The following is a 24,330-nucleotide window of genomic DNA, read 5'->3' on the forward strand; positions in this document are numbered from 1 at the left end:
AAAGAAATTTTTAACTTGACTTAGTATTGTTCTGCGTGCAAATATACTTTTGAAAAATCAAGATTCATTAATTCATTACTATTAATAAAGAATTTTAGAACGCCTGTATCTCCGTAGTTTATATTATGATCATCATTTGAAACAATTTGTAACAGAAGAGTGTCGAAGGATTCGAGGAACTTCGAATTTTTCCTCGTATCCGATTCAATAAAGTATGGATAACCGCCTATTTTATGTTCTGCTCCTAAATATGATTTAAAATATATTTCCTCAAGAGTAAGTTCATCATCACTAATAACACCGTAATGCGATAGGGGCTTTTTAAAGTATTTTTCTAGACGATAATCTGTAGCTGAAACTGGTTCGACATGAGTAGTAAACTTTAGTCCCATTTCATTTTCAATAGGGAAGTTATTAAAAGGATTTAGATATGAAAAGTCCTGTGTAATTTCATTCTCAGGTAACAATGTTGGATAGTAACGGACTTTATAATTGTGCTGCCATAAAAGTTCAAGCACCTGTTGTTTGGGATTACATAAACTTTTAGAAATAAAAATTTGCAACAGGCCTTGAGTAGGAAATGGTTCAGGAAATGTTGCTTCAGAAAAATTTATTTGAGCTAACAAGTACATATAATTTCCTTCAGAATCTTTAGGATGCGATTGTATTTTAGGTAAATAGGGATATCCGGCAAATTTGCTCTGGGTAAGGGAAATGATCGAGCGGTATGGGACAATTATTGAAGATGTTTGTAGGGAGGGTATTAACTTGTCACGAAAGCCTTCCAATTGTTGAGGTAAATCAAAGTTTTCTTTTGTCTCCAACATAATTCCTCCAACAAAGTTTGCTCAAATTCCACATAGAAAATGACCTTTGTCTAATTTATGAACTAATTTACTTTATTTTCCACAATAACGCAAAAAACTAATCATATTTTTTGAAAAATTTTTCTAAAAAAGAAAACACTGCGCAAAGTAAATATACGCAGTGAAATCATCATTCATGTTCAATTCGTAAAGAATTTTTTGACTTGTTAAAAATAATAATTAAGGAAATGGCCAATAAAGCTAATAAAATCGAGATGTAGTATGTAAGAGACATATCTACTTTAAATAGTGTAGTGAAGAATAAAGGACCAATAATTCGCCCTAAATTGTCCATTGAATAAGTTAAACCTGCAGCTGTTCCATACTTACCACCTGACTCTTTAGAGCTTAGTGATACGACACACGTTCTGGCTAGAGCATTTCCTGCTGTAAATACACATAGCGCTAGACCAGCAATTACTAAATTTGAAGTTAAGGTAATAAGAAAAAGGCCGATTGCGGTAACAATTTGGGCACCTATTAACCATTTCGTTTCTGCTCCATCTTTAATACGACGAATAATTCCACCCTGTATTCCAGCATCAACAAAACCGCTAAACATAAATAGCAAACCTAGTTGAAGTGGGGTAATGTTGATTTTCTGTATTTGGAATAACTGAAAAGTCGCTTCTACACCTGCTAATGTAAATGTCACAAAAAAGGAGAAAATGAGTAAATAACGAATGCGATATCGGAATAGATGTGACGCACCTTTAGGAATGATGAGCCTTTTGTTTGCCTCACCAATACGCTCGGGTTCCTTTAACACGACTATAGCGTAAACAAATAGTGCTCCTATTAGTGAAGCTGATGCAATAAAGGGTAATTGCAAGTTAATATGACCTAAAACACCCCCAATTGCTGGTCCGAATATAAATCCTAAACCGATAGACATACCCATAAAGCCCATGTATTTATTGCGAGTTTCGTTCGTGGACATATCCGCAATAAAGCCAGTTACAGAAGTATATAAAGCACCGGAGAATAGTCCTCCAATTAAACGGGAAATGTAGAGCATGAACAAGTTATTAATAAAAGCGCTAAAGACGACAAAGCTTAAACAAAATCCAACAAGTCCGGTTAAAATTAATTGTTTTCTCCCTATACGATCGGAAAGTTGCCCCCAAAACGGTGCTGTAAAGAAGCTAGCAAGTGCATAAATTGTTAGTAATCCCCCAACATGTACCTCATCCCAACCTTGTTGAACAATCACTTCTGGTAATACAGGTATGATAATGCCAAATCCTAAATACACTAGAAATTGAACTGACATTAACAAAATGATTGGTTTTTTCATGAAAACCCTGCTTTCTATCTGTATACATTGTAACTATTGTACATTGAGGAAAGAAAAGAAAACAAGTTGCAACAGGTGAAATTTGATGTGCGAATATAAAAGATGAATAAAACGAATAGTTTTTAGAAATTATGGACATGAGGTATTCATTTAGTGCTTTTTGATTGACATTTATAAACTTGTAACATAAATGTAAACACATTTACGAAGAAACATGTTATGATATGGTAAATGAACTTGTCAGACCTCTAGTAAGATGAAACTTTTTTAATATCAAAAACGTTAGAAATTATATATATTCGGAAGGTTAGGTGGAAAGCATGCCGAAAGAAGTTGACATAAAGAAAATAGTTTCGAACTTATCAAAGTTAGGTGTTACTGCAACAGTTACAAAGTCTCGATTAGAATTATTAAAAGTATTAACACCACCAACACAAACTCCACAAGTATAATAATTCCCAAAAAGATTTGAAAATGATTAATCCCGACTATTGCACTAAGGGACGATAATTTATGTAGGGATTATATATCGAGTAGATGAGCAATTGTTCATTTACTCTTTTTTTGTGTAAAAAAACCCTTGAATGAGAATTTTCATCCAAGGGTGTTTGAACATTATTTTTTTTAGCTATTTTATTAATCTTCTTCGTCGTTAGCTGAGAACATATATGTTCTGTAATGAAATTTCATACTAAATACAAGACCAATTGCAAGGGCATTTCCCATTAACGAACTACCACCGTAACTTAGGAATGGGAGTGGGATACCGGTAATTGGCAACAGTTGAATTGTCATCCCGATGTTTTCGAAAACGTGGAAGGTAATCATAGCAATAATTCCTGCGCACACATAAGTACAAAACGGGTCTTTTAATGTTAATGTAGTTTTTGTTAAGTGATAAATGAGTAAGAAATATAAACAAATTACAAAACTAGATCCAATAAATCCCCACTCTTCACCAATAACAGTAAAAATAAAATCGGTATGGTTTTCTGCGACGTAAACTTCTCGATCTAAATAGCCTTTACCAAATATTTCCCCGGACCCAATTGCGTTTAAGGAAGTGATTAAATGATAACCCCAATCTGAAGAATAAGCATAAGGATCTATCCAAGAGTAAATACGTGCAAATTGGTAATGGCTAAAGCCAAACTTCTCTTCAAGAAATTGTTGCATATAAACTGCCATCCATAGCAAGGTCCCACCTACAGCAACTCCACTAATAAATACAGGGAGAATAATTTTCCATGAAATACCTGCTACAATGATGATTGCTGCCGTAATTGCTAAGAACACTAGGGATGACCCTAAGTCCGGTTGTGTCATAATAAATGCTAAAGGAACAAATAATGCCAGACCTATTTTCCCTAAAAGCAGAAAGTCTGTTTTAATAGTCCTTATTCCGTATTGTTCGTGATGCTTACTGATTAACCTAGCAACGGCTAATATATAAAATGTCTTCATAAATTCTGAGGGCTGAATATTCCCGATTGGTAAGTGGTACCAACTCTTTGCCCCGTTAATTGGCTCCCCAATTTGGCCTCGACCTTCAGGCATGAAGATTAGGAGAAGTAAGAGTAACACACCAAATCCGTATAAGTACCAAGACATTTTTTTATATTGATCCGGCTCAAAATACATAACGAAAGCTACAATGAATGCACCAATTACATACCATTGAAGTTGTTTTATTACGAAGTTTGTAGCACCATATTGACCTGATGTTTGGGCAGACGAAATTGCCAGCAAACTAATAATTAAAAAGATAACTAGTATAAAAGCAAGCTTCCAATCAAAACGACCTGCAAAATTTCGATGATTTTCCATATTGTTCACCTTATTAAATTATAATAAATCGTAATCTTCCTCTTTCACGATTGCACATTTTACTTTAACATAGAAATGCAGAAAAAGGGTACTTTCGATTAGTTTTATGTTGAGACGAAAAGCGTAACGAAAATGTTTCAAAAAAGTAGATAACATCATATAATAATATTTGGACCAAAATATTGGAGAGTGATCGTATGGCGAAGAAACAAAAAACTGCTGAAGATTTTATACACCATCTATATATACATATGAATGATGTCGACCATTTCGTCATTTTTAGCGGTTTATCATTAAAGCAGTTTGTTAATGCGGTCGAACCAATACAGAACTTATTGTTATTAAAACATGACTACGAAGACGGCTCATTTAATATGCATACCCAATTTGATTTTATCCCGGGTGAAGATTTGAAAAAGTTTGTAAAGGAAATGGCAGATACAAAAGGTGATTTATGTTTTGTTGATTTTTTAAAGGAAAAAGAGCTAAACAATTTAACTCCATTTGAGCAAGCGGAATTACTTTATCTTAGCCATAAAAAAGAACCCATTCATTCTCCATTTTTTACGAAACTGTCAAATCGGTACGCGTACTATTGCTCCTTGAATGACAAAATGACGAAAATTTACTTCCGTTTTCTAAATGACTACGAAGTTCTTGTTTCTAACGTATATAACCTATTAATAAAAGAAAAAGAAGGAAACGGTAGTTTTTGGCGAAGAAAGTCAAAAGAAGCAATTCCTAAAATAGATCCGATTATTTTAAAAGCATATCGTCCTTTTGTAAAAGAAGGCGCATTGTTATCCCTTTATAAGATGGATAAACCGAATAATTGTTATGGTATAGAAATACGAACACTATCTGATTACGATTATCCTGACGAAGTATGGGATGACTTAGATGTTATTTTAAAACAAGATTATGATGAATTGATAAAAATTTCTTAAAAACTTTCTGTCCTTTTTTTTCGGGCGGAGAGTTTTTTCACTTTTTTGCACGAACTTTTATAATATATGTCATATATAGGTTAATGTCTTGTATTATGATACTTGATATCATCATGTGTTAAACTAGAAATACTCAATTTTGGAGGTCAAATAATGAAAAAGCGAATTGGTTTATTATACGGTGGGAAATCTGCAGAGCATGAAGTATCGCTTTCAACAGCTACGGCAGTTTCTAAAGCGATTAATTATGACAAATATGAAGTTCATCCAATCTATATTACGTTAGATGGGCAATGGCTTAGAGGACCTCAATTAATGCAAGCTGCTGAATCGGTTGAGCAATTACAATTTACGAAAGAACATGTGCAACAAAACAACATTACTGAGTTTGTTTTAGATCAAGGAAAGCAGGCGCAGTTTGATGTTATTTTTCCGCTTCTTCACGGGACGAATGGTGAAGACGGGACAGTTCAAGGGTTATTAGAAGTTTTAAATTTCCCTTATGTAGGAAATGGTGTATTAGCTTCTGCAGCCGGTATGGATAAAGTCGTTATGAAGCAATTATTTGGTGTAGCTGGATTAAAACAAGTGCCATATGTTTATTTTATCCGTCATGAATGGGATCAGCATCAAGAAATTTTATTAGAACAATGTCAATCCCAATTAAGCTATCCAATGTTTGTAAAACCTGCGAATTTAGGATCAAGTGTTGGTATAAGTAAAGCGTCAAACCTTGAGGAGCTAAAACAAGCAATTGTAATAGCTTTCCAATACGACCGAAAAGTGATTGTGGAACAAGGTATTAATGCACGTGAAATCGAAATGGCGGTACTAGGAAATAACAATCCAAAAGTATCTGTTGCAGGTGAAATTAAACCAATGACCGAGTTTTACGATTACGATTCTAAATATAAAGACGGTTCAACAGCATTAGTTATCCCTGCAGAAATACCAACAGATGTTGAAGAAACGATGAAAGATATGGCAATCCGTGCGTTTAAAATTTTAGATTGCGCGGGACTTGTTCGTTCGGACTTTTTTGTAACCGCTCAAAATGAAATCTACATTAACGAAGTAAATACAATGCCTGGATTTACTCCGGTAAGTATGTATCCGTTACTTTGGCAGCATACAGGCGTTAGTTATCCACAATTAATTGATACACTAATTGAATTAGCGATTGAACGTCATTTAGAAAAACAACAATTACAATATAACCGAGATTAGAGTGAGCAAAAGATGAAAAAAACGTTAAAAGAAATTGCAGATTGGCTAAGTATTGAATTGAGTGAGAACAGTAACACTATCGTTACGGGAGTTTCCATTGACACAAGGACTATTCAGCAAGGGGATTTATTTATTCCTTTCCGTGGTGAGGCGGTAAATGGTCATAAATTTGTCGAGCAAGCGTTTGAAAAAGGTGCTGCTGCAACTCTTTGGTTAAAAGATGAACCAAATCCTCCTAAAGATAAACCAATCTTGTTTGTAGACGATTCAGAAATCGCATTACAGCAAATGGCGCGTGCTTATCGAAATGAACACAATGCGAAATTCATTGGTGTTACAGGGTCAAATGGGAAAACTTCTTCTAAAGATATTTTAGCGAGTATGCTGGAACCGTTTTATAAAGTTCAAAAAACGATTGGTAATTTTAATAATCAGTTAGGTTTACCTATTACAATATTAACCCTTGATGAAGATACAGAAGTTGCCGTTTTGGAAATGGGCATGAGTGGTTTTGGTGAAATTGAATTCTTATCAAAAATGGCAAAACCACACTATGCAATTATTACGAATATTGGTGAAGCACATATGCAAGACCTCGGTTCAAGAGAAGGTATTGCAAAAGCAAAATTTGAAATTATTAAAGGTCTTCAATTAGAAGGTGCGTTATTCTTTGATGGTGATGAGCCGTTATTACAAAGTCTAGTGAAGGATGCGTCCCAACTAAATAGTAGAGCTTTTGGCTTTAATCAAGACAATGATTTATTTGCCACTAATATTGAAACAACTGAAAAAGGTAGTAAGTTTTCTGTTAGCGGTGAAATAAATGGTGAATTTTTCATTCCTGTATTAGGAAAACACCAAGTTAAAAATGCGCTAAATGCAATGCTGGTTGGAAATGCTCTTGGACTTACAACGGAAAAAATTCGAACTGGTTTAGCACAAGTTAAACTTACCGATATGCGTATGCAATTAATTTCTACTGAGAATGGAATTTTATTTATAAACGATGCTTATAATGCAGCGCCTACTTCTATGACCGCTGCAATTCAATTCGTTCAAGCAACTTCTTTAAAAAATGAGAAATGGTTAGTTCTCGGGGATATGCTGGAGTTAGGAGAAAACGAAAAACAATTTCACGAGCAAATTGCAGAAGTAATAGACTCAGAGGAAATTTCGAAAGTTTGTTTATTTGGCCCTCGTATGAAATGGCTTTATGAACAATTATTGAATAAGTTTACAAAAGAAAATCTAATCTATTCTGAGAATGATTATGATGTAATTGTTCAAACTATAAAAAATTTCGCTAGTAAAGAATCGTTAATTTTACTAAAAGGATCTAGAGGGATGAAGTTAGAAACAGTCTTAAAATCATTCCAATAATAATAAAAGTGAGGTGTCTCTGTAAACCGGAGTTGGTTATAGGCACCTCGTTTTTAGTATGATTATGTCGGGTATATATTTTAAGGGGGATTAAATGTGAGCATAGGAGTTTTAATGCTGCATGGATTTTCTGGTGGACCTTATGAAATTCTGCCATTAGCCAAATACATAAAAGATAAAACAACAAATTGGATAGTTGGTACACCTACCTTTACAGGGCACGGAGAATCAGAAGAGTTAGATTTAAAAGGTTATAAGGCTGAGCACTGGTTAATGGATGCAGAAATTTGCTATCGTAATTTAGCAAAAAAAGTGGATGAAGTTATCGTGATTGGATTTTCAATGGGTGGGGTCATTGCACTTTATTTAGCAAAACGTTATAAAGTAAAAAAGTTAGTTTTATTAAGTGCGGCAGCAAAGTATATTGCACCTGCACAATTACTCAAAGATTTACGAATAATAGCAGAAGATGCAATACGAGGGCAATTAAAAGATAATGAATTATTTAAACGGTACGAGAACAAACTAAAAAATGTACCTGTAAGTAGCACAGTTCAATTCATGAAGATTGTACGGCAAGTTGAACCGTATATTCGAACTATTCATGTCCCAACATTTATCGTTCAAGGCCAAGCAGACGGTATTGTTCCTTTTGCAACTGCCCAGTATTTATTTGATGAGTTGCCTTCGCAGGAGAAGTATTTGTTTTACTCAGAAAAAGGGAAACACCATATTTGTTATAGCGATGATTGTGATGTATGGTTTCCAGAGATTTTGAATTTTATGGAAGGTAAAAAGGTTTTATTAAAGTAAAAATCAAAAAAATATCAACATTTATGACAACTAGAGCATTATCGTTGCAATGCGGATATGAGCCATGATAGACTATGTAAAGCAATGGATACATTTTGTGCGAGGCTCTTCTCATTAATGAAGAAGAGTGCTTTTTTTTGAATTTAACGGTTTTATTCTATTTTATTGAAGTTAACAGGAGATATAGAATTGAACCGCTCGGCAAAGACCGGGCTTTCCTTTTCATATAGTATCGCTCTCTGAAAAATACAGAGTTTTATTAAGTAACGGAAACGATCCAAACTTAGGCCCTTAGTTTGCCGCATTTCATCTGAAAATGTAACCATTTGTCAACTTAATGGAAAAAAGGAGATTGAAGAGTTTGACAAATTTTTCAGAATTAAATATTACCGAATCGACATTACGTTCATTGAAACGAATGGGGTTTGAAGAAGCTACACCAATCCAAGAAGGTACAGTTAAGTTTGCTTTAGAAGGCCGCGATATAATTGGGCAAGCACAAACAGGTACTGGTAAAACTGCAGCATTTGGTATTCCACTTATCGAAAAAATCGAACCAAGCAACCCAAATATTCAAGGATTAATAATTGCTCCTACTCGTGAATTAGCTATCCAAGTGTCTGAAGAACTTTATAAAATTGGTTATGACAAACGTGTAAAAATCTTATCAGTTTATGGTGGACAGGATATTGGGCGCCAAATCCGTGCATTAAAGAACAAACCACAAATTATTGTAGGTACTCCAGGACGTATCATTGACCATATTAACCGTAAAACATTAAAACTTGAAAATGTTCAAACGCTTATTTTAGATGAAGCTGATGAAATGTTAAACATGGGATTCATTGATGATATCAATGCAATTTTAGAATATGTACCAAAAGAAAGACAAACTTTATTATTCTCGGCGACAATGCCTCCAGCAATCCGAAAAATTGCTACAAACTTCATGAATGATCCTGAAGAAGTAAAAATTAAATCAAAAGAAATGACGGTTGAAAATATCGATCAATACTTTGTGAAATCACAAGAAAAAGAAAAATTCGATATTTTATCACGTTTATTAAATGTACATCAACCTGAACTTGCGATTATTTTTGGTCGTACAAAACGTCGTGTTGATGAATTATCACAAGCATTAAGTCTTCGTGGGTACTTAGCTGAAGGAATTCATGGTGACTTAAGCCAAGCAAAACGTATGTCTGTATTACGTCAATTTAAAGAAAATAAAATTGACATTTTAGTTGCTACAGACGTTGCAGCTCGTGGTTTAGATATTTCAGGCGTTACGCATGTATATAACTTTGATATTCCGCAAGACCCAGAAAGTTATGTTCACCGTATTGGTCGTACTGGTCGTGCTGGTAAATCAGGGCTTGCAGTTACATTTGTAACACCACGTGAAATGGGTTATTTACGTATCGTTGAAGAAACAACGAAAAAACGTATGACACCACTTCGCCCACCTACAGAATCAGAGGCTTTAGCAGGTCAACAGCAGACATCAATGGAAACTTTGGTAGAAATTGTACAAGCAAATGATTTAGGGGATTATCGTATTTTTGCAAATGAACTATTAGAAAATTATGATGCTGTGGATTTAGTTGCTGCAGCAATTAAATTTATGACAAAAGAACCGGATGATACTCCTGTAACAATTTCAGAAGAACGACCATTGCCAATGCGTAAAGAACGTTCTTCTTCAAGCCGTAGTGGTGGTGGACGTCGTGAAGGTGGACGTCGTGATTTCGGTCGTGGTGGACGTAGTAGTGGTGGCGGACGCCGTGAAAGCGGACGTCGTGATGGTGCTCGTCGCGAAGGTGGACGCCGTGAAGGAGATCGCCGTCGAGGAACAACAACACGTACCCGTCGTGAAGATTAATCATATATAGTTGAAAAGTGTCCTAAAATTTCTTGAAGCCACTGAAAAACTAAATACCGATAAAAATTTATAGTAATTATTTGCTTCTAAATAGAAGGTGGGATTCACTTCGCTTTCCACGGGCTTGGCTTCAGCCTCCTCGTCGCAAGCTCCTGCGGGGTCTTCAGCTCAAGCTGTTCCCGTAGGAGTCTTCGTGAATCCCACTTCCTAAAAGATCTGAGCGTATTTTTATTATAAAAATTTATTAAAATCGACTTTTTCAGTGCCCTAAATTTCTTAGGGCACTTTTTTTATTTGAAACAATTTTCTTTGTCATTCGTATAAAATGGAAAGAGAAGAGGTGTGAGGTTTGAGGAATGAATTGATGTATCATATTCCAAAAAAAGGATTGACGGTTTGGCGTTTATATGGATTATTTAACACACTATTTGTATTAATTTTGGCATGTATTGCAAGTTTTTTAACTTATAAATTTGAATGGTCGGTCATGATTTATTTCATAGCAGCTGTTATTGTATTAATCTGTGCAATTACTTTAATATGGTTGTTTCCAAAAATACGTTGGGATCATTGGCGTTATGAAGTTCGTGAACATGAAATTGAGATTCAGAGTGGGTTATTTGTGGTAACCACTACTTTAATTCCTATGGTCCGTGTACAGCATGTTGATACAGCACAAGGACCTATTTTAAAAAAATACGATTTAGCCAATATTTCAATATCAACAGCTGCAACGACCCACGTCATTCCAATGCTGATTACCAATGATGCAGATCAACTACGATCACGTATTTCAGTCTTAGCAAGGGTGGCGGAAGATGATGTCTAATAACCGTTATAAATTACATCCAGTGTCTACAATTATTAACTTTGTGAAAGGATTAAAAGATTTAATTATCCCTTTTCTCATTATTTTTGTAGCGAATGGATTTAATGTATCATTTAATCCAAAAGAAGAAGGTTTTTGGGCAGAGTTAATTCCACTTGTGATTATGAGTATTTTTACACTAGCCTATTTATTTAATGGGGTATTAAAATGGTGGACATTTGTATATTGGTTTGAGGAAGATGAGTTACGAGTTGAATACGGTTTTCTAATAAAAAAGAAAAGGTATATCCCATTTCATCGAATTCAAAGCTTTAATTATAAAGAAGGAATATTTCATAGAATCTTTGGGCTTGTTCAAGTAATGGTAGAAACTGCCGGGAGCACAGATGGGAAACCTGAAGTTATTTTGACAGCGATTACAAAAGAAGCCGCTAAACAAATTGAGCAAGTAACTCGTAATGTAAAGCAAAATAACATGGATAGCTTAACTGATGTTGAGGGTAATGTGGCAATTTTGGAAGATGAAAACAGTATTATCCAACCTCAACGTACCATCTTAAAAATGAATATGAAAGATCTTATCATATTAGCTTCTACTTCTAATAGTATAGGAGTTGTATTAGCAGGGGTAGCGGCAGTACTATCACAGTTTTCGGAGTTCATACCTTACGAATGGATTTTTGAGGAAGTGTCATCTTTTATTAAGTTCGGCTTCGTATTTGTAACCTTAATAATATTTGCTGGTCTATTAGTAGCTTGGTTAATATCTGTAATGATTACATTTATTAATTATTATAATTATACTGTTATCGAAGAAGATGAACGTATAACAATTACAAGAGGATTATTAGAAAAGAAAAAAATAACGATACCATTAAATAGAATACAAGCAATAAAGATTGTGGAAAATCCTCTAAAACAGCTTTTTGGTTATTCTTCAGTTGTAGTAGAAAGTGCGAGTGCAGGATATGGAGAAAAAGATAAGAAAATGACTCTCTTCCCCCTTATTTCAAAAAAGAAAGTTTATCAACCACTCCAGGAACTGTTACCTGCTTTTGAATGGGAGCAATCATTAACAAGACCACCTAAAAAGGCAAAACCATTCTTTTATCGGTTAGATTTTTTTTGGATAGTACCCTTAATTGGTTTATGTAGTTACTTTTGGTTCCCATTTGGACTTTTATCAATCCTGATTATCATTCCTGTTATTTTTTTGGGATTATGGCAATATAAAACAACGGGCTTTGCGATAAAAGGAAATCAGCTAACAATTGTATATCGAATAATTAGTAAAGTCACTTTTGTTGTTGAGAAAAAGCGTATTCAAGCGATTCAAAGTAAGCAAAGTTATTTTCAAAGAAGGAAAAATATTTCCTCTGTTCAGGCGATTGTAATGTCAGGAATGACGGGAGCAACTGCCAAAGCGTCTAATTTAAATGAACATGATGCAGAGCAAGTATTACGATGGTTTGAAAAATCTAATGCATAATAAAAAGAGGATGTGAGTTTCAATCACATCCTCTTTAACATTATTTCTTCCGCCAACGTACAATTCTCTTTGGAGAAAAATAGGATAAACCTAATAAAAAACCAGTAACTAACCCACCTAAATGGCTAGCAATATTAACATTCGGTGATAAAAATGTAATTATCACGCTGATGATGACTAATGGCAGGATGATTTGTTTTAATTGCGGCATTGTTCGACGTGTATAATAAACAAGTGCTGAAAATGCGCCGAAAATACCGAAAATAGCACCACTTGCCCCTACACTAGCATAGAGAGGGTCTTGTGTAACAAATGTAGCAACGTTTCCGAATATCCCTGCTAGAACATAAATGGTTATAAATCGAGCTTTCCCTGCAATTTTTTCCAATTCTGGACCGAATAAAAATAATGAGAACATGTTAAATAATACATGTAAAAAACCACCGTGAATAAAGACAGAAGTAATGATACGCCACCACTGGCCATCGCCAATTAAATAATTAACGCTCATCCCTGCATAAAAAATAAAATCCCCAAAAACAGGCAAAATCGTTAAAATGTAAACTATGAAATTAATCGCGATAATGGTTGATACCATTGGATAAAGCTTTATAAATTGTTTAAAACTTTCTCTACGAATAAACATAAATCCACCTCAATTTAATCTAATTATACATGCTAATTAAATAATAATAAAAGGAGAACATCCATATGATGATAAAAGGAATAGGTTTAGATATAGTTGAAATTGCGCGAATTGAAAAAGCAATTGAGCGTTCAGAAAAATTCCAACAACGAATATTATCTGAGCGGGAGTTGAAAATATTTTACCAACTATCAGAAAAACGTAAAGTAGAATTTTTAGCGGGGAGGTTTGCTGCAAAAGAAGCATATTCAAAGGCAAATGGGACAGGTATTGGAAAAGATTGTGAATTTCATCAAATTGAAGTTCTCAATAATGAATTAGGTAAGCCTGAATTATATTTTAACGGAAAATTAGTGAGTGGACATGTTAGCATCACACATTCAAAAGAATATGCAGCCGCACAAGTTCTATTAGTTGAATAAAAATATTCTGCAGTATAATTTGTGAAGTTGTCCAAAAGTGATAGCATAAAGTTAGACAACCACTCATATATTTGACGTATCTGAGCTCAAAGTAGAAGAAAGGATGGAGTTTTGCGACACAAATTAATCACTTTTATTGTCATGTTGTTAAGTGTGCTAGTACTTGCGGCTTGTGGGGAGGATTCACAGGAGGAAGTTTTGAAGGATCTCAATGACAAATGGAACGATGTAAAAGGGTACGAGCTTGATGCCACAATGGAAATCAAAACAGGTAATGAACCACGTGTTTACGATGTGAACGTATGGCATACTCAGCCAGATTTCTACCGTGTGAAAGTAACGCAACAAGGTGAAGATGTTACGCAAATGATTATCCGAAATAAAGAAGGAGTATTTGTTGTCACACCTTCTTTAAGAAAAACGTACAAGTTCCAAAGTGAATGGCCAAAACAAAATAGCCAAGCCTACCTAATTGGTGCACTTGCGGAAGATTTATTAGCAGATGATAAAGTGGAAATGAAAGAAGATGAAAAGAATTATATCTTTACAGCAGCAACTAGAAATAATCATAAAAGTATCATGCCGACACAAAAGATTACTGTAGATAAGAAAACAATGTTACCAAAATCGGTTTCTGTACTAAACGAAGCACAAGAAGAACAATTGCTTATTACTTTCAAAAACATTGACTTAGGAATGCAACATAAAGAAAGTGAATATGCAGTAGAAAAGTTTACGGATGACGCCGAGGACAAGAGTACAGCTAGTGCTGAAGTAGAAACAAAAGAAATGCAAACATATTACCCAGTTCTAGATTGGGATAGCACAAAATTAGTAGATGAGAAAACAGTTTCTGAAGATGGTATAGAACGTAAAATTTTAACATTTGAAGGGGACAAATCCTTCACACTTGTTCAACAACCAATTGTATATGAAGAAGATTCCACTCTTCCAGTATTTGCTCCTGGAGATCCTGCAGATTTAGGATTTACAATCGGTGCGATTACAGATAAATCGATTAGTTGGGAACGAGATGGGGTATCATTCTTTATCGCGTCTAACAACTTAACAAAAGATGAAATGATGGAAGTTGCAGCATCTGTTACAGCTGGCGGCTTAAAATAAACATTTTTGTTGGACGGAGATAAAAAAATAATTTATTTTACTAGTAATCATAGTTTTAATAATCGTAAAAGAGGGTAAATAGACAATGCAAAACAAACAACACTTCCGTCCAACAAAAGCCATTATTGATTTACAAGCAATTAGAAAGAATATTTGCCAATTAAAAGAACATTTACAACCTAATGTTCAAATTATAGCAGTGGTAAAGGCAAATGCTTACGGACATGGGGATGTAGAGGTTGCGCGTGTCGCGATCGAATCTGGTGCAACAATGTTAGCAGTTGCTACACCAGAAGAAGCCCTTCATCTTCGTAAGCATTTTCCAAACATCGAAATTTTGATTTTAGGTTATTCGCCTGTATCTTTTGCAACCTACGCAGCAGATGAAAATATTACACTAACAGTATATTCCAAGGCGTGGGTTGAACAATTGAATACTCAAACACTTTCTAAACCATTAAAGCTACATATCAAAGTGGATACTGGCATGGGTAGAATCGGTGTTACCTCTATTGAAGATTTTTTGGATCTTCATAAAACGATTAGTTCGTCTTCAAATTTAATTGTTGATGGAGTTTTTACCCACTTTGCTACTGCTGATGAAGAAGTTGAAGATTATTTTAATAAACAAGCACAAACTTTTAAGCAATACATTTCATTAATACCAAAACCGCGATTAGTACACGCTGCCAACACAGCGACTATGCTAATAAAGGATTCAAATCTTCAATTTGATGCAGTACGATTTGGCATTTCATTGTATGGTCTCGCACCTTCTACCTATGTTAAAAACAAATTACCGTTTCCCTTACATCGAGCGTTTTCATTAGAAACTGAGTTGATTGAAGTTAAACAAATTCAAGTCGGGCAATCTGTAGGATATGGTGCAACTTATACTGCAACTAAACCGTCTTATATCGGGACACTCCCAATTGGATATGCAGACGGGTTAATTCGTCAACATAGCGGTCAAGATGTTTTGATCGATGGCATTCGAGTTCCGATAATTGGGCGAATATGTATGGACCAATGTATGATATTATTACCAACTGCATATAATATAGGTGAAAAAGTAACTTTAATTGGAAAACAAAAGAACGAAGAAATAACAATGGATGAATGGGCTCTAAAAGTAAATACGATTAACTATGAAATTCCTTGTATTATTACTAGTAGAGTACCTAGAATCTATCATACAAAATAAGAAAATTCGACAAAATCTCCAACAAAAACCGTTATAATTACACAGTTTGCTAGATTTTTTATTTAGCTATCTTTTCAACGTATCATTTAGATGATAGAATGAGAACAGAAATGAGAAATGGGACGGTTTTTGTGGAGGTGCTTGTTTTGTACGCGAAAAAAGTTGAAAATGTGAAGGAAATAGAGTTTATTCCTCAAGAAATGTTAATGGAATATCATTCACTTGAGCAAAAATCTGGAGGCAAAGAGAATTTTGTATATATTTCGTCTCGTAGATTGTCAACGCACAAGCAACCAAATCAAATACGGGAAGCTTTAATGAAAGGCTATGTGGAAATGTCGCAGATCAATCTTTCTATTTGTAGTGAGTGTCTACATGTAGAGTATGAAGCACAGCATATGGTTGAGCGTCTCGTAAGCGGGAGATGACATTTTTGATTGTGAAACGAGGGGACGTTTTTTTTGCAGATCTTTCACCGGTTGTCGGATCTGAACAAGGCGGTACTAGACCCGTATTAATCATTCAAAACGATATTGGAAATCGATTTAGTCCAACAGTAATCATCGCTGCAATTACTGCGCAAATTCAAAAAGCAAAATTACCGACACATGTCGAAATCGACGCGAAAAAATATGGTTTCGAACGGAACTCGGTAATTTTGCTTGAACAATTGCGTACAATTGACAAGTCAAGGCTAACTGATCGTATAACACAACTTGATGACGAACTGATGGAAAAAGTAGATATAGCTTTAGAAATAAGTTTAGGTTTATTGAAATTTTAATACATAAAAAATATTGAAACACTTTCCATAAGCAAAATGGAAAGTGTTTTTTTTCTCTAAAAATAAAAGCAAACTTGCTCAGAACTGTAACAAATACAATTTAGGGTAGGTATAGCTAACATGACTATGTAGACGATTTTATATTTTCATAAATTCTTGCGTTTTATTTAATAAAACGATTAAAATATCTGAAAATTAATAAAATTAAGAAATGAGTATTGTCCATAGTAAAATAATGTAATTGATGGAATGTCGTCCGATAAGATATATTAGAGATATTAGATTAAATATACATAATTTACTAGCTAGTAATTTAAAAGTATTTCTAATTTAGTGGAGGTGCAGTATGGATTGTAAGTCGACAGTTGAGATTGTAACAGAATTGGATATCGTAGCTGCACGTCGACTTGGTCGTGATAAAGCTAAAGCGATTGGATTTACTACGGTCGATCAAGCAAGAATAACAGCTGCTATTAGCGAATTAGCTAAAAATATTTTTTTATATGCACATGTTGGAAAAATCATAATAGAAAGATTAGAAAGTAACGATAAAAAAGGAATTGGGATAACTGCAATTGATAAAGGTCCAGGGATTATAGAGGTCAGAAAAGTTTTAGAAGACCGGTATCTTTCTCCTGATAGTGTTGGCGCAGGGTTACCAGCTGTTAAAAGATTGGTAGATTCTATTGATATTCAATCTGAAGTTGGATTGGGTACAAAAATCAAAATTGTTAAATGGCTTAAACAGGGGTGAAGACATGAAACAATTAAAAGCTCAATATAAAAAAATATTATCTGACTATATTCAAAGCCAGAATGAGAGTAATTTGTATATTGGACAAAACTTAATTAAGCAACTTATCCAAAAAAATTTAACCCCAGAAGATGTAATTGACCTACATAAGCAAGCAATAGAAGAAATTTATAATGATCTACCTGATTCAATGTTGCATGCATACGATTTTTTAATTGAAGTGATGATTCATTTCGGTTTAATGTTTAAAGAACACCAGAGCCTCCTTATTAAGCAGGAAGAAATTCGAATAGAAATGGATGTTGCTGCAAAAATTCAAAACTTATTGTTAGAAACAACCATTCCTAACCCAAAAGATTTAGATATAGGAATGGTATCAGTTCCTGTCCGTAAAATGAACGGTGATTATGTACATTTTATGCATGATGCAAATCATTTTAGTGTTGCAGTAACAGACGTTGTTGGCAAAGGTGTTCCTGCAGCTCTTTGTATGTCGATGGTAAAATACGGGTTAGATACATTAGAGTATGCCCGGAGTAATCCTTCCTATGTTCTCCAAGTATTAAATAATATCATCGAAAAAAGCGTAGATGACAGTATGTTTGTCTCTCTCTTTTATGGACGCTTTAATTTAGAGAATAATATCTTTACATGGAGTTCTGCTGGCCATGAACCAGCACTTTACTATAACTCAACGGAACAAACCTTTTATGATTTAGAAACAAAGGGATTATTGCTAGGAATTTTACAAGAAGTCAAATACAACCAGCATGATATAAAATTAAATAATGACGATTTTCTAATATTAATGACAGATGGCGTAACTGATTTTAGAACTATGGAGGAATTTGACTCCAGAGGCTATATAAAAGAACTAGCTTTAAACGTTAGCCACCTAAGTGCACAAGAAATGTGTGAATTTATCTATGAAAAATTGCAGCAAATGTTAAATTTCAACTTAGAAGATGATTTTACAATTGTTATTATTAAAAAATAATATATTTAGTAATTGGTAGGTTTAAATATGTGATGTTAGGGAAATGTATTATAGGTTTTGATGGGAGGTGCCCAAAATGAATGTAAGTGTGCAGTTTCGAAAAGATGGAGACATTATACAAGGTTTTGTAGAAGGAGAACTTGATACTTATACTGCTTCAATGTTACGAGAGGAATTAGATTCTATACAGTTACTTGAAGGATTGTCTATCGAACTTGATCTTTCTAATGTTAGTTATATGGATAGTACTGGTCTAGGGGTTTTTGTCGCCTTCTATAAAAAAGTGATGAAACAAAATGCTAATTTAAAATTGGTAGCGTTATCTAGTAGATTAACGAGATTATTTGAAATAACAGGCCTAAGCGAATTGATGGAGGTCGAATCAGTTAAGAAGGTGTGAAGATTAATGAGAGCATTTGACTACATTGAAATTAGAATTCCTGCAAAACCACAGTACGTCAGCGTCATTAGGTTAACGATTTCTGGAATGGCTACTAGAGTAGGTTTTTCGTATGACCAAATTGAAGATTTAAAGATTGCTGTAAGTGAAGCTGTTACAAATGTAGTACAACACGCTTATAACGGATTTGAAGACGGTGAAATTGTTATTGGTAGTGCTCTGTACCAACATAAAATTGAAGTAATGATTTCAGACTTTGGAAGTAGCTTTAACTTTGAAGATGTTAAATCAAATATTGGTCCATATCATGAACACAATAACATTGAACTAATACGTGAAGGTGGACTAGGATTGTTCCTAATGGAAACATTGATGGATGAAGTGAGAGTTAATAACGAAGGCGGAGTTACTGTTTTCATGACAAAGTATGTCACGAGAGAGCAGGTGGGAGAAGATGTCGGACAAATCTCAACTTGAATCGACGAAAAAGAATGAAGTATACATGTGGATAGAGCAATATCAAGAAACCGAAGATGATATTGTTCTAACCAATCTTGTATTACACTATAAAACTTTAGTTGAATCAATAGCTAAGAAATATTCATTTGGAAAATCGCATTATGAAGATATAGTACAAGTTGGCATGCTCGGTTTACTTGGGGCAGTACGTAGGTTCGATTTATCTATAGGGAAAAGTTTTGAAGCGTTTGCAGTACCAACCATTATAGGTGAAATTAAACGCTTTTTACGTGATAAAACATGGGATGTTCATGTTCCTAGGCGAATTAAGGAACTTGGTCCAAAAATAAAAGAAGCTGTTGAAATATTGACAAATAGATTGCAATATTCACCGGCTATTCATGAGATTGCTACATATTTAGAAGTTAATGAAGAAGATGTGTTAGAAGCAATGGAAATGTCGAGAAGCTATCATGCACTATCGATGGACCATTCAATCGAAGCAGATACTGACGGTAATACGGTTACGTTATTCGATATTATTGGTAAAGAAGATGACGGTTTTGAAAAAGCGAACAGAAGATTAGTTGTATCAAAAGCAATGGATGTTTTAAGTGAGAGGGAAAAAAGCATATTAAAGTTAACATATTTGGATCAATTAAGCCAAAAAGAAGCTGGCGATTTACTAGGGATTTCTCAAATGCATGTTTCTCGTATACAACGAAAAGCTATTCAAAAGTTACAAGATGCAATAGAGGTTAACTCAGACGTTTCATAATTAACACTATACCGAGCGTGAGAACTGTCGCAATTAATAACTGAAGATTTAAACTAGTCTACTCGTGACCATAATAGAGTAGACTTTTTTTGTTTAAGAAACCTTATTGCAGAAAGGGTGTTAAGCTTTTGTTCATTTTCTAAAGTCTTCAATAGTAGAAAGTGTTAAGTAAATGGTAAAATAATGATACGTTATGCGAAAGGTAGTGGATTAATGATTGATTCAAAAATGCTCCAAATGATTGCATCAAGTACATCAGTAAAGCCTTCTCAAGCGGAGGCAGTAATTAAGCTGTTAGATGATGGAAATACGGTTCCTTTTATTGCTCGATATCGAAAAGAAGCAACGGGTTCGCTAGATGAGGTACAAATTAAATCAATTGAAGACCGCTATCACTACATACAGCAACTAGAACAAAGAAAAGAAGAGGTACTTCGATTAATCGAAGAACAAGGAAAGCTGACAGAAGAATTGGCTGCTTCAATTAAAGCAGCAACTGTATTGCAACGTGTTGAAGATCTATATCGTCCTTACAAACAAAAACGTCGGACAAAAGCAACGATAGCAAAAGAAAAAGGGTTAGAACCATTAGCGGACGAGTTGTTAAAGTTCTCAAAACAAAATGTTGAGGATATTGCCCTTACCTTTATTAATGAAGAAAAAGGGGTAACAAATGTTGAAGAAGCAATTGCTGGTGCGAAAGATATTATTGCTGAAACATTTGCTGACGATGCTGGTATGCGTGAGAAACTTCGAAATCTATCAAGAAGAGAAGGGCGTATTATTACTACGATTAAAGATGCGGAAAAAGATGAAAAGAAAGTTTTCGAAATGTACTATGAATACGAAGAGCCAGTAAAGCATATTGTACCCCATCGCATACTTGCAATAAATCGTGGCGAAAAAGAAGATATATTAAAGGTAGCCATTCATGTACCAACCGATAGAGTGCTTCAAGTAATGGAAAAAGAATGGCTGCCTCAGAATTCAATTTCCCCATCTGTAGTGTATGTAAAAGAAGCAATTGAAGATAGCTACAAACGTTTAATTCAACCTTCAATTGAGCGAGAACTACGAAACGAACTAACTGAAAAAGCTGAAGAACAAGCAATTCATATCTTTTCAGAAAACTTACGCAGTCTTTTACTTCAACCGCCATTGCGCGGAAAAGTAGTATTAGGTGTGGACCCTGCTTATCGTACTGGGTGTAAGCTTGCAGTAGTTGATGAAACAGGGAAAATGTTAGAAGTAACAGCAATTTATCCACATCCACCAAAACCAGATGTTGAAAAGTCAAAAGCAGTCGTTAAATCGGTACTTGAGAAATATCCAATTAGTATTATTGCAATTGGTAATGGTACAGCTTCACGAGAAACGGAACAATTTATTGCAGATGTCTTAAAAGAAGTAAAAACAGACGTAGCTTACGTAATTGTTAATGAGGCGGGTGCTTCTGTATATTCAGCTTCCGAGATTGCACGAAATGAATTCCCAGACCTCCAAGTCGAGCAAAGAAGCGCCGTATCAATTGCAAGAAGGTTGCAAGACCCACTTTCAGAACTAGTGAAAATTGAACCAAAGGCAGTGGGAGTAGGACAATATCAACATGATGTTTCCCAAAAAAAATTAGCAGAATCATTAACTTTTATTGTTGAAACTGCAGTAAACCAAGTAGGTGTCGATGTGAATACAGCATCGTCCTCATTATTACAATATGTATCTGGATTATCTAAAACTGTTGCCGAAAATATTGTAAATGCTCGTAGTGAAGGTGGGAAATTTACTTCCCGCACACAACTAAAAAAAATTCCTCGTTTAGGCGCTAAAACATATGAACAAGCGATTGGATTTTTACGTATTCCAGAGGCGAAAAATCCGCTAGATGCAACAGGAATCCACCCGGAAAGCTATAAAATAGCAGAAGATATTTTAGCGGCAGTAGGATTGACAAAGAAAGATGTGGGAACAAAAAAATGCGAAGAAGCACTTGAAGGTGTTGAAATAAAAACGTTAAGTGAACAATTAGGAATTGGAGAAGTAACGGTAAAAGATATTGTTGACACTTTAATGAAACCAACTCGTGACCCTCGCGATGCCTTCCCTCAACCATTATTAAAAACGGATGTTCTTAAAATGGAAGATCTAAAAGTTGGTATGGAATTGCAAGGGACCGTCCGAAATGTAGTAGACTTTGGTGCCTTTGTAGATATTGGTGTGAAGCAAGACGGACTCGTTCATATCTCCAAATTACAAAAACGTAGAATTAAGCATCCTCTTGAAGTAGTGTCATTGGGTGACATTGTAACTGTCTGGGTAGATAAAGTAGAAGTTGAAAAAGGGCGCATCTCATTAACAATGATTCCGCCAGAAAACCAGGAAAGTTAAACTGAAAACACAGTAAAATTGATATTTGATTTAATTTAAAACAAGTGGAGAGAAGTTAACCATTTTCTTCACTTGTTTTATTCTTCAAAATTCGTCTATAGTAGTAACACTTTATAAAAGTTAAGTGTGCACCTCAAAGTAGGGAGGATTTAAATGGGTGATCAAGAATTACAACAACTAGTAGAAAAACTTTCACTAGAAAAGTTTGAAGTGCCTTTTTTACATCAGGCATACTTTAACAAAAGGCTACGAACAACAGGTGGACGATATCTTTTACGTAGCCATAATATAGAGTTTAATCCTAAATCCTATGAAGTATTTGGTTTAGAAGAATTGAAGGGGATTATCTTACATGAGTTATGTCACTACCATTTACATATTCGTGGTTTGGGATATAAACATCGAGATACAGATTTCCGCAATTTACTAAAAAAAGTTGGGGCACCTCGTTTCTGTTCTTCTATTGAAGAGAATAAAAAACAAAAAAACAGTACTATACATATGTATGAATGTTTAAAATGTCAGCAACAATATCCTAGGAAAAGAAGAATGAACTTAGATAAATATAGATGTGGAAAATGTCATGGGAAGTTGAAAAAAGTGGATGAATTCATACTCTAAAAAAAATCATCTTAAATTGGGAAACCGAGTGTTCATTTTGTAAAAGTGAAATTTGAGAAAAGTATTGCTTTATCTAATTGGATGTTATAAAATATTTTTTGTCATTATTGAGTCTTTGATTGTATAGAAATTAATCTATTGGACCATTCTATAAAAGGTATTATTACAGCGCGGTTTTCAAATAGCTATAAAAAAAGTTTGAGAAACTTGTTGACAATTAGATTAGATGTCTATATAATAATAAAAGTCGGCAAGCTAAGTTGATATTTTTCCGAAGTAGCTCAGTGGTAGAGCAACCGGCTGTTAACCGGTTGGTCGTAGGTTCGAGTCCTACCTTCGGAGCCATGGCCCGTTGGTCAAGTGGTTAAGACACCGCCCTTTCACGGCGGTAACACGGGTTCGAATCCCGTACGGGTCACCAACAATTAAAATTACATAGATAGCAACAATGGTCCCGTGGTGTAGCGGTTAACATGCCTGCCTGTCACGCAGGAGATCGCCGGTTCGATCCCGGTCGGGACCGCCATTGTTGGGGTATAGCCAAGCGGTAAGGCAACGGATTTTGATTCCGTCATGCCTAGGTTCGAATCCTAGTACCCCAGCCAATTTTACGAGCCATTAGCTCAGTGGTAGAGCATCTGACTTTTAATCAGAGGGTCGAAGGTTCAAGTCCTTCATGGCTCACCAGTTTAATACTTGACAATAACTATTGAACAAGTGTTATACTAAATTAGTCTTCATTGAACGCGGTCGTGGCGGAATGGCAGACGCGCTAGGTTGAGGGCCTAGTGGGGGCAACCCTGTGGAGGTTCAAGTCCTCTCGGCCGCACCAACTAGCAAACGTTTAATATCTGCGCCCGTAGCTCAATTGGATAGAGCGTCTGACTACGGATCAGAAGGTTGTGGGTTCGACTCCTGCCGGGCGCGCCAAAATATAAAAAATGAAAATGCGGGTGTAGTTTAATGGTAAAACCTCAGCCTTCCAAGCTGATGTCGTGAGTTCGATTCTCATCACCCGCTCCAAAGATGAACTTTGAAAACTGAACAACAAAACGTTAATGAATTTAATTTCTCATTAATTTGAGAAACAATTTGACATCAATTTTGATGCCAGCAAATTTGAGCTTTATCAAATTCTTTTATGGAGAGTTTGATCCTGGCTCAGGACGAACGCTGGCGGCGTGCCTAATACATGCAA

At 34.9% G+C, this 24,330-nt stretch carries 24 protein-coding genes, 8 tRNA genes and 1 rRNA gene; 29 read left to right on the forward strand and 4 right to left on the reverse strand.

The window, feature by feature from the left end:
- Positions 1-20: 20 nt before the first annotated feature.
- Together CRO00_RS14310 and CRO00_RS14315 are read right to left on the reverse strand one after the other, a co-directional pair.
- Positions 21-824 (reverse strand): YwqG family protein, encoded by an 804-nt coding sequence (locus CRO00_RS14310; protein ID WP_161946702.1) that lies wholly within the window; start codon positions 822-824, stop codon positions 21-23.
- Between the two features lie 172 nt (positions 825-996).
- Positions 997-2,163: an MFS transporter gene (locus CRO00_RS14315; RefSeq protein ID WP_097074347.1), complete on the reverse strand. Its 1,167-nt coding sequence runs from the start codon at positions 2,161-2,163 to the stop codon at positions 997-999.
- A 320-nt stretch (positions 2,164-2,483) separates the two neighbouring features.
- On the opposite strand from CRO00_RS14315, the gene CRO00_RS20565 reads away from it, so the two are divergent.
- A complete protein-coding gene (locus CRO00_RS20565; protein WP_253427679.1) occupies positions 2,484-2,615 on the forward strand; it encodes an Lmo0850 family protein in 132 nt (43 codons plus the stop codon).
- 184 nt (positions 2,616-2,799) lie between these two features.
- Here the strand turns inward: CRO00_RS20565 and CRO00_RS14320 are convergent, their stop codons facing one another.
- The gene (locus tag CRO00_RS14320) at positions 2,800-3,990 is read right to left on the reverse strand and encodes an FtsW/RodA/SpoVE family cell cycle protein (protein WP_097074348.1); all 1,191 of its coding nucleotides are present in this window, start codon (positions 3,988-3,990) and stop codon (positions 2,800-2,802) included.
- A 197-nt stretch (positions 3,991-4,187) separates the two neighbouring features.
- Between CRO00_RS14320 and CRO00_RS14325 the strand changes: the two genes are divergently transcribed.
- The 7 genes from CRO00_RS14325 to CRO00_RS14355 all read left to right on the forward strand — a co-directional run bounded on the left by CRO00_RS14325 (position 4,188) and on the right by CRO00_RS14355 (position 12,557).
- Positions 4,188-4,937 (forward strand): hypothetical protein, encoded by a 750-nt coding sequence (locus tag CRO00_RS14325; RefSeq protein WP_097074349.1) that lies wholly within the window; start codon positions 4,188-4,190, stop codon positions 4,935-4,937.
- A 153-nt stretch (positions 4,938-5,090) separates the two neighbouring features.
- Positions 5,091-6,164: a D-alanine--D-alanine ligase gene (locus tag CRO00_RS14330; protein WP_097074350.1), complete on the forward strand. Its 1,074-nt coding sequence runs from the start codon at positions 5,091-5,093 to the stop codon at positions 6,162-6,164.
- Between the two features lie 12 nt (positions 6,165-6,176).
- Positions 6,177-7,544, forward strand: coding sequence for a UDP-N-acetylmuramoyl-tripeptide--D-alanyl-D-alanine ligase (locus CRO00_RS14335; RefSeq protein WP_097074351.1), 1,368 nt, complete (start codon positions 6,177-6,179; stop codon positions 7,542-7,544).
- 96 nt (positions 7,545-7,640) lie between these two features.
- On the forward strand, positions 7,641-8,357 hold the full coding sequence (locus tag CRO00_RS14340) for an alpha/beta hydrolase (RefSeq protein ID WP_097074352.1): 717 nt from the start codon (positions 7,641-7,643) through the stop codon (positions 8,355-8,357).
- 361 nt (positions 8,358-8,718) lie between these two features.
- The gene (gene cshA, locus CRO00_RS14345; RefSeq protein ID WP_097074353.1) at positions 8,719-10,239 is read left to right on the forward strand and encodes a degradosome RNA helicase CshA; all 1,521 of its coding nucleotides are present in this window, start codon (positions 8,719-8,721) and stop codon (positions 10,237-10,239) included.
- Between the two features lie 349 nt (positions 10,240-10,588).
- On the forward strand, positions 10,589-11,068 hold the full coding sequence (locus CRO00_RS14350; protein ID WP_237658431.1) for a PH domain-containing protein: 480 nt from the start codon (positions 10,589-10,591) through the stop codon (positions 11,066-11,068).
- Positions 11,061-12,557 carry a PH domain-containing protein gene (locus CRO00_RS14355; RefSeq protein ID WP_097074354.1) on the forward strand — a complete coding sequence of 499 codons (1,497 nt, stop codon included), beginning with the start codon at positions 11,061-11,063 and terminating at the stop codon, positions 12,555-12,557. Before CRO00_RS14350 ends, CRO00_RS14355 begins: the two co-directional genes overlap by 8 nt.
- A gap of 40 nt (positions 12,558-12,597) precedes the next feature.
- Here the strand turns inward: CRO00_RS14355 and CRO00_RS14360 are convergent, their stop codons facing one another.
- The gene (locus tag CRO00_RS14360; RefSeq protein WP_097074355.1) at positions 12,598-13,203 is read right to left on the reverse strand and encodes a rhomboid family intramembrane serine protease; all 606 of its coding nucleotides are present in this window, start codon (positions 13,201-13,203) and stop codon (positions 12,598-12,600) included.
- A gap of 68 nt (positions 13,204-13,271) precedes the next feature.
- On the opposite strand from CRO00_RS14360, the gene acpS reads away from it, so the two are divergent.
- The 21 genes from acpS to CRO00_RS14465 form a co-directional block, all read left to right on the forward strand.
- The gene (gene acpS, locus CRO00_RS14365) at positions 13,272-13,625 is read left to right on the forward strand and encodes a holo-ACP synthase (protein ID WP_097074376.1); all 354 of its coding nucleotides are present in this window, start codon (positions 13,272-13,274) and stop codon (positions 13,623-13,625) included.
- A 111-nt stretch (positions 13,626-13,736) separates the two neighbouring features.
- Entirely contained in the window at positions 13,737-14,750 is a 1,014-nt protein-coding gene (locus CRO00_RS14370; RefSeq protein WP_097074356.1) for a LolA family protein, read from the forward strand.
- Positions 14,751-14,835: 85 nt separating this feature from the next.
- Complete coding sequence (gene alr, locus CRO00_RS14375; RefSeq protein WP_097074357.1) at positions 14,836-15,954, forward strand: alanine racemase; 1,119 nt, start codon at positions 14,836-14,838, stop codon at positions 15,952-15,954.
- Between the two features lie 200 nt (positions 15,955-16,154).
- The gene (locus CRO00_RS14380) at positions 16,155-16,382 is read left to right on the forward strand and encodes a transcriptional regulator (RefSeq protein ID WP_245987433.1); all 228 of its coding nucleotides are present in this window, start codon (positions 16,155-16,157) and stop codon (positions 16,380-16,382) included.
- 5 nt (positions 16,383-16,387) lie between these two features.
- A complete protein-coding gene (locus tag CRO00_RS14385; protein WP_097074359.1) occupies positions 16,388-16,738 on the forward strand; it encodes a type II toxin-antitoxin system PemK/MazF family toxin in 351 nt (116 codons plus the stop codon).
- A gap of 346 nt (positions 16,739-17,084) precedes the next feature.
- The gene (locus CRO00_RS14390; protein WP_097074360.1) at positions 17,085-17,492 is read left to right on the forward strand and encodes an anti-sigma regulatory factor; all 408 of its coding nucleotides are present in this window, start codon (positions 17,085-17,087) and stop codon (positions 17,490-17,492) included.
- A gap of 4 nt (positions 17,493-17,496) precedes the next feature.
- Positions 17,497-18,489, forward strand: a complete 993-nt coding sequence (locus tag CRO00_RS14395) for a PP2C family protein-serine/threonine phosphatase (protein WP_097074361.1) — start codon at positions 17,497-17,499, stop codon at positions 18,487-18,489.
- A 76-nt stretch (positions 18,490-18,565) separates the two neighbouring features.
- Positions 18,566-18,889, forward strand: coding sequence for an STAS domain-containing protein (locus CRO00_RS14400; RefSeq protein WP_097074362.1), 324 nt, complete (start codon positions 18,566-18,568; stop codon positions 18,887-18,889).
- 6 nt (positions 18,890-18,895) lie between these two features.
- Complete coding sequence (gene rsbW, locus CRO00_RS14405; protein WP_097074363.1) at positions 18,896-19,366, forward strand: anti-sigma B factor RsbW; 471 nt, start codon at positions 18,896-18,898, stop codon at positions 19,364-19,366.
- Positions 19,344-20,126 carry an RNA polymerase sigma factor SigB gene (sigB, locus tag CRO00_RS14410; RefSeq protein WP_097074364.1) on the forward strand — a complete coding sequence of 261 codons (783 nt, stop codon included), beginning with the start codon at positions 19,344-19,346 and terminating at the stop codon, positions 20,124-20,126. The genes rsbW and sigB overlap by 23 nt, the downstream gene beginning before the upstream one ends.
- Before the next feature lie 213 nt (positions 20,127-20,339).
- Positions 20,340-22,511, forward strand: a complete 2,172-nt coding sequence (locus CRO00_RS14415) for a Tex family protein (protein ID WP_097074365.1) — start codon at positions 20,340-20,342, stop codon at positions 22,509-22,511.
- A gap of 153 nt (positions 22,512-22,664) precedes the next feature.
- Positions 22,665-23,132, forward strand: coding sequence for a SprT family protein (locus tag CRO00_RS14420; RefSeq protein ID WP_097074366.1), 468 nt, complete (start codon positions 22,665-22,667; stop codon positions 23,130-23,132).
- A gap of 270 nt (positions 23,133-23,402) precedes the next feature.
- A tRNA-Asn gene (locus CRO00_RS14425) sits at positions 23,403-23,477 on the forward strand.
- A gap of 1 nt (position 23,478) precedes the next feature.
- Positions 23,479-23,553: transfer RNA gene (locus tag CRO00_RS14430), tRNA-Glu, on the forward strand.
- A 29-nt stretch (positions 23,554-23,582) separates the two neighbouring features.
- Positions 23,583-23,658 (forward strand) — tRNA-Asp (locus CRO00_RS14435).
- 4 nt (positions 23,659-23,662) lie between these two features.
- Positions 23,663-23,737: transfer RNA gene (locus CRO00_RS14440), tRNA-Gln, on the forward strand.
- A gap of 7 nt (positions 23,738-23,744) precedes the next feature.
- Positions 23,745-23,819, forward strand: a tRNA-Lys gene (locus CRO00_RS14445).
- A gap of 59 nt (positions 23,820-23,878) precedes the next feature.
- Positions 23,879-23,964, forward strand: a tRNA-Leu gene (locus CRO00_RS14450).
- Between the two features lie 21 nt (positions 23,965-23,985).
- Positions 23,986-24,062 (forward strand) — tRNA-Arg (locus CRO00_RS14455).
- 19 nt (positions 24,063-24,081) lie between these two features.
- Positions 24,082-24,155: transfer RNA gene (locus CRO00_RS14460), tRNA-Gly, on the forward strand.
- Positions 24,156-24,270: 115 nt separating this feature from the next.
- Positions 24,271-24,330: ribosomal RNA gene (locus CRO00_RS14465) — 16S ribosomal RNA — on the forward strand; the annotation flags it as partial.

It is taken from the genome of Ureibacillus xyleni, from assembly GCF_900217795.1.
Classification (GTDB): Bacteria; Bacillota; Bacilli; order Bacillales_A; family Planococcaceae; genus Ureibacillus; species Ureibacillus xyleni.

What these genes read in the sequence shown, in the direction of transcription:
- CRO00_RS14390 (WP_097074360.1), top strand. Translation starts at nt 17,085, where the DNA reads ATGGATTGTAAGTCGACAGTTGAGATTGTAACAGAATTGGATATCGTA.
- CRO00_RS14335 (WP_097074351.1), top strand. Translation starts at nt 6,177, where the DNA reads ATGAAAAAAACGTTAAAAGAAATTGCAGATTGGCTAAGTATTGAATTG.
- CRO00_RS14325 (WP_097074349.1), top strand. Translation starts at nt 4,188, where the DNA reads ATGGCGAAGAAACAAAAAACTGCTGAAGATTTTATACACCATCTATAT.
- CRO00_RS14360 (WP_097074355.1), bottom strand. Translation starts at nt 13,203, where the DNA reads ATGTTTATTCGTAGAGAAAGTTTTAAACAATTTATAAAGCTTTATCCA.
- acpS (WP_097074376.1), top strand. Translation starts at nt 13,272, where the DNA reads ATGATAAAAGGAATAGGTTTAGATATAGTTGAAATTGCGCGAATTGAA.
- CRO00_RS20565 (WP_253427679.1), top strand. Translation starts at nt 2,484, where the DNA reads ATGCCGAAAGAAGTTGACATAAAGAAAATAGTTTCGAACTTATCAAAG.
- CRO00_RS14415 (WP_097074365.1), top strand. Translation starts at nt 20,340, where the DNA reads ATGATTGATTCAAAAATGCTCCAAATGATTGCATCAAGTACATCAGTA.
- sigB (WP_097074364.1), top strand. Translation starts at nt 19,344, where the DNA reads ATGTCGGACAAATCTCAACTTGAATCGACGAAAAAGAATGAAGTATAC.
- rsbW (WP_097074363.1), top strand. Translation starts at nt 18,896, where the DNA reads ATGAGAGCATTTGACTACATTGAAATTAGAATTCCTGCAAAACCACAG.
- CRO00_RS14380 (WP_245987433.1), top strand. Translation starts at nt 16,155, where the DNA reads ATGTTAATGGAATATCATTCACTTGAGCAAAAATCTGGAGGCAAAGAG.
- CRO00_RS14400 (WP_097074362.1), top strand. Translation starts at nt 18,566, where the DNA reads ATGAATGTAAGTGTGCAGTTTCGAAAAGATGGAGACATTATACAAGGT.
- CRO00_RS14320 (WP_097074348.1), bottom strand. Translation starts at nt 3,990, where the DNA reads ATGGAAAATCATCGAAATTTTGCAGGTCGTTTTGATTGGAAGCTTGCT.
- CRO00_RS14355 (WP_097074354.1), top strand. Translation starts at nt 11,061, where the DNA reads ATGTCTAATAACCGTTATAAATTACATCCAGTGTCTACAATTATTAAC.
- CRO00_RS14315 (WP_097074347.1), bottom strand. Translation starts at nt 2,163, where the DNA reads ATGAAAAAACCAATCATTTTGTTAATGTCAGTTCAATTTCTAGTGTAT.
- CRO00_RS14420 (WP_097074366.1), top strand. Translation starts at nt 22,665, where the DNA reads ATGGGTGATCAAGAATTACAACAACTAGTAGAAAAACTTTCACTAGAA.
- alr (WP_097074357.1), top strand. Translation starts at nt 14,836, where the DNA reads ATGCAAAACAAACAACACTTCCGTCCAACAAAAGCCATTATTGATTTA.
- CRO00_RS14330 (WP_097074350.1), top strand. Translation starts at nt 5,091, where the DNA reads ATGAAAAAGCGAATTGGTTTATTATACGGTGGGAAATCTGCAGAGCAT.
- CRO00_RS14395 (WP_097074361.1), top strand. Translation starts at nt 17,497, where the DNA reads ATGAAACAATTAAAAGCTCAATATAAAAAAATATTATCTGACTATATT.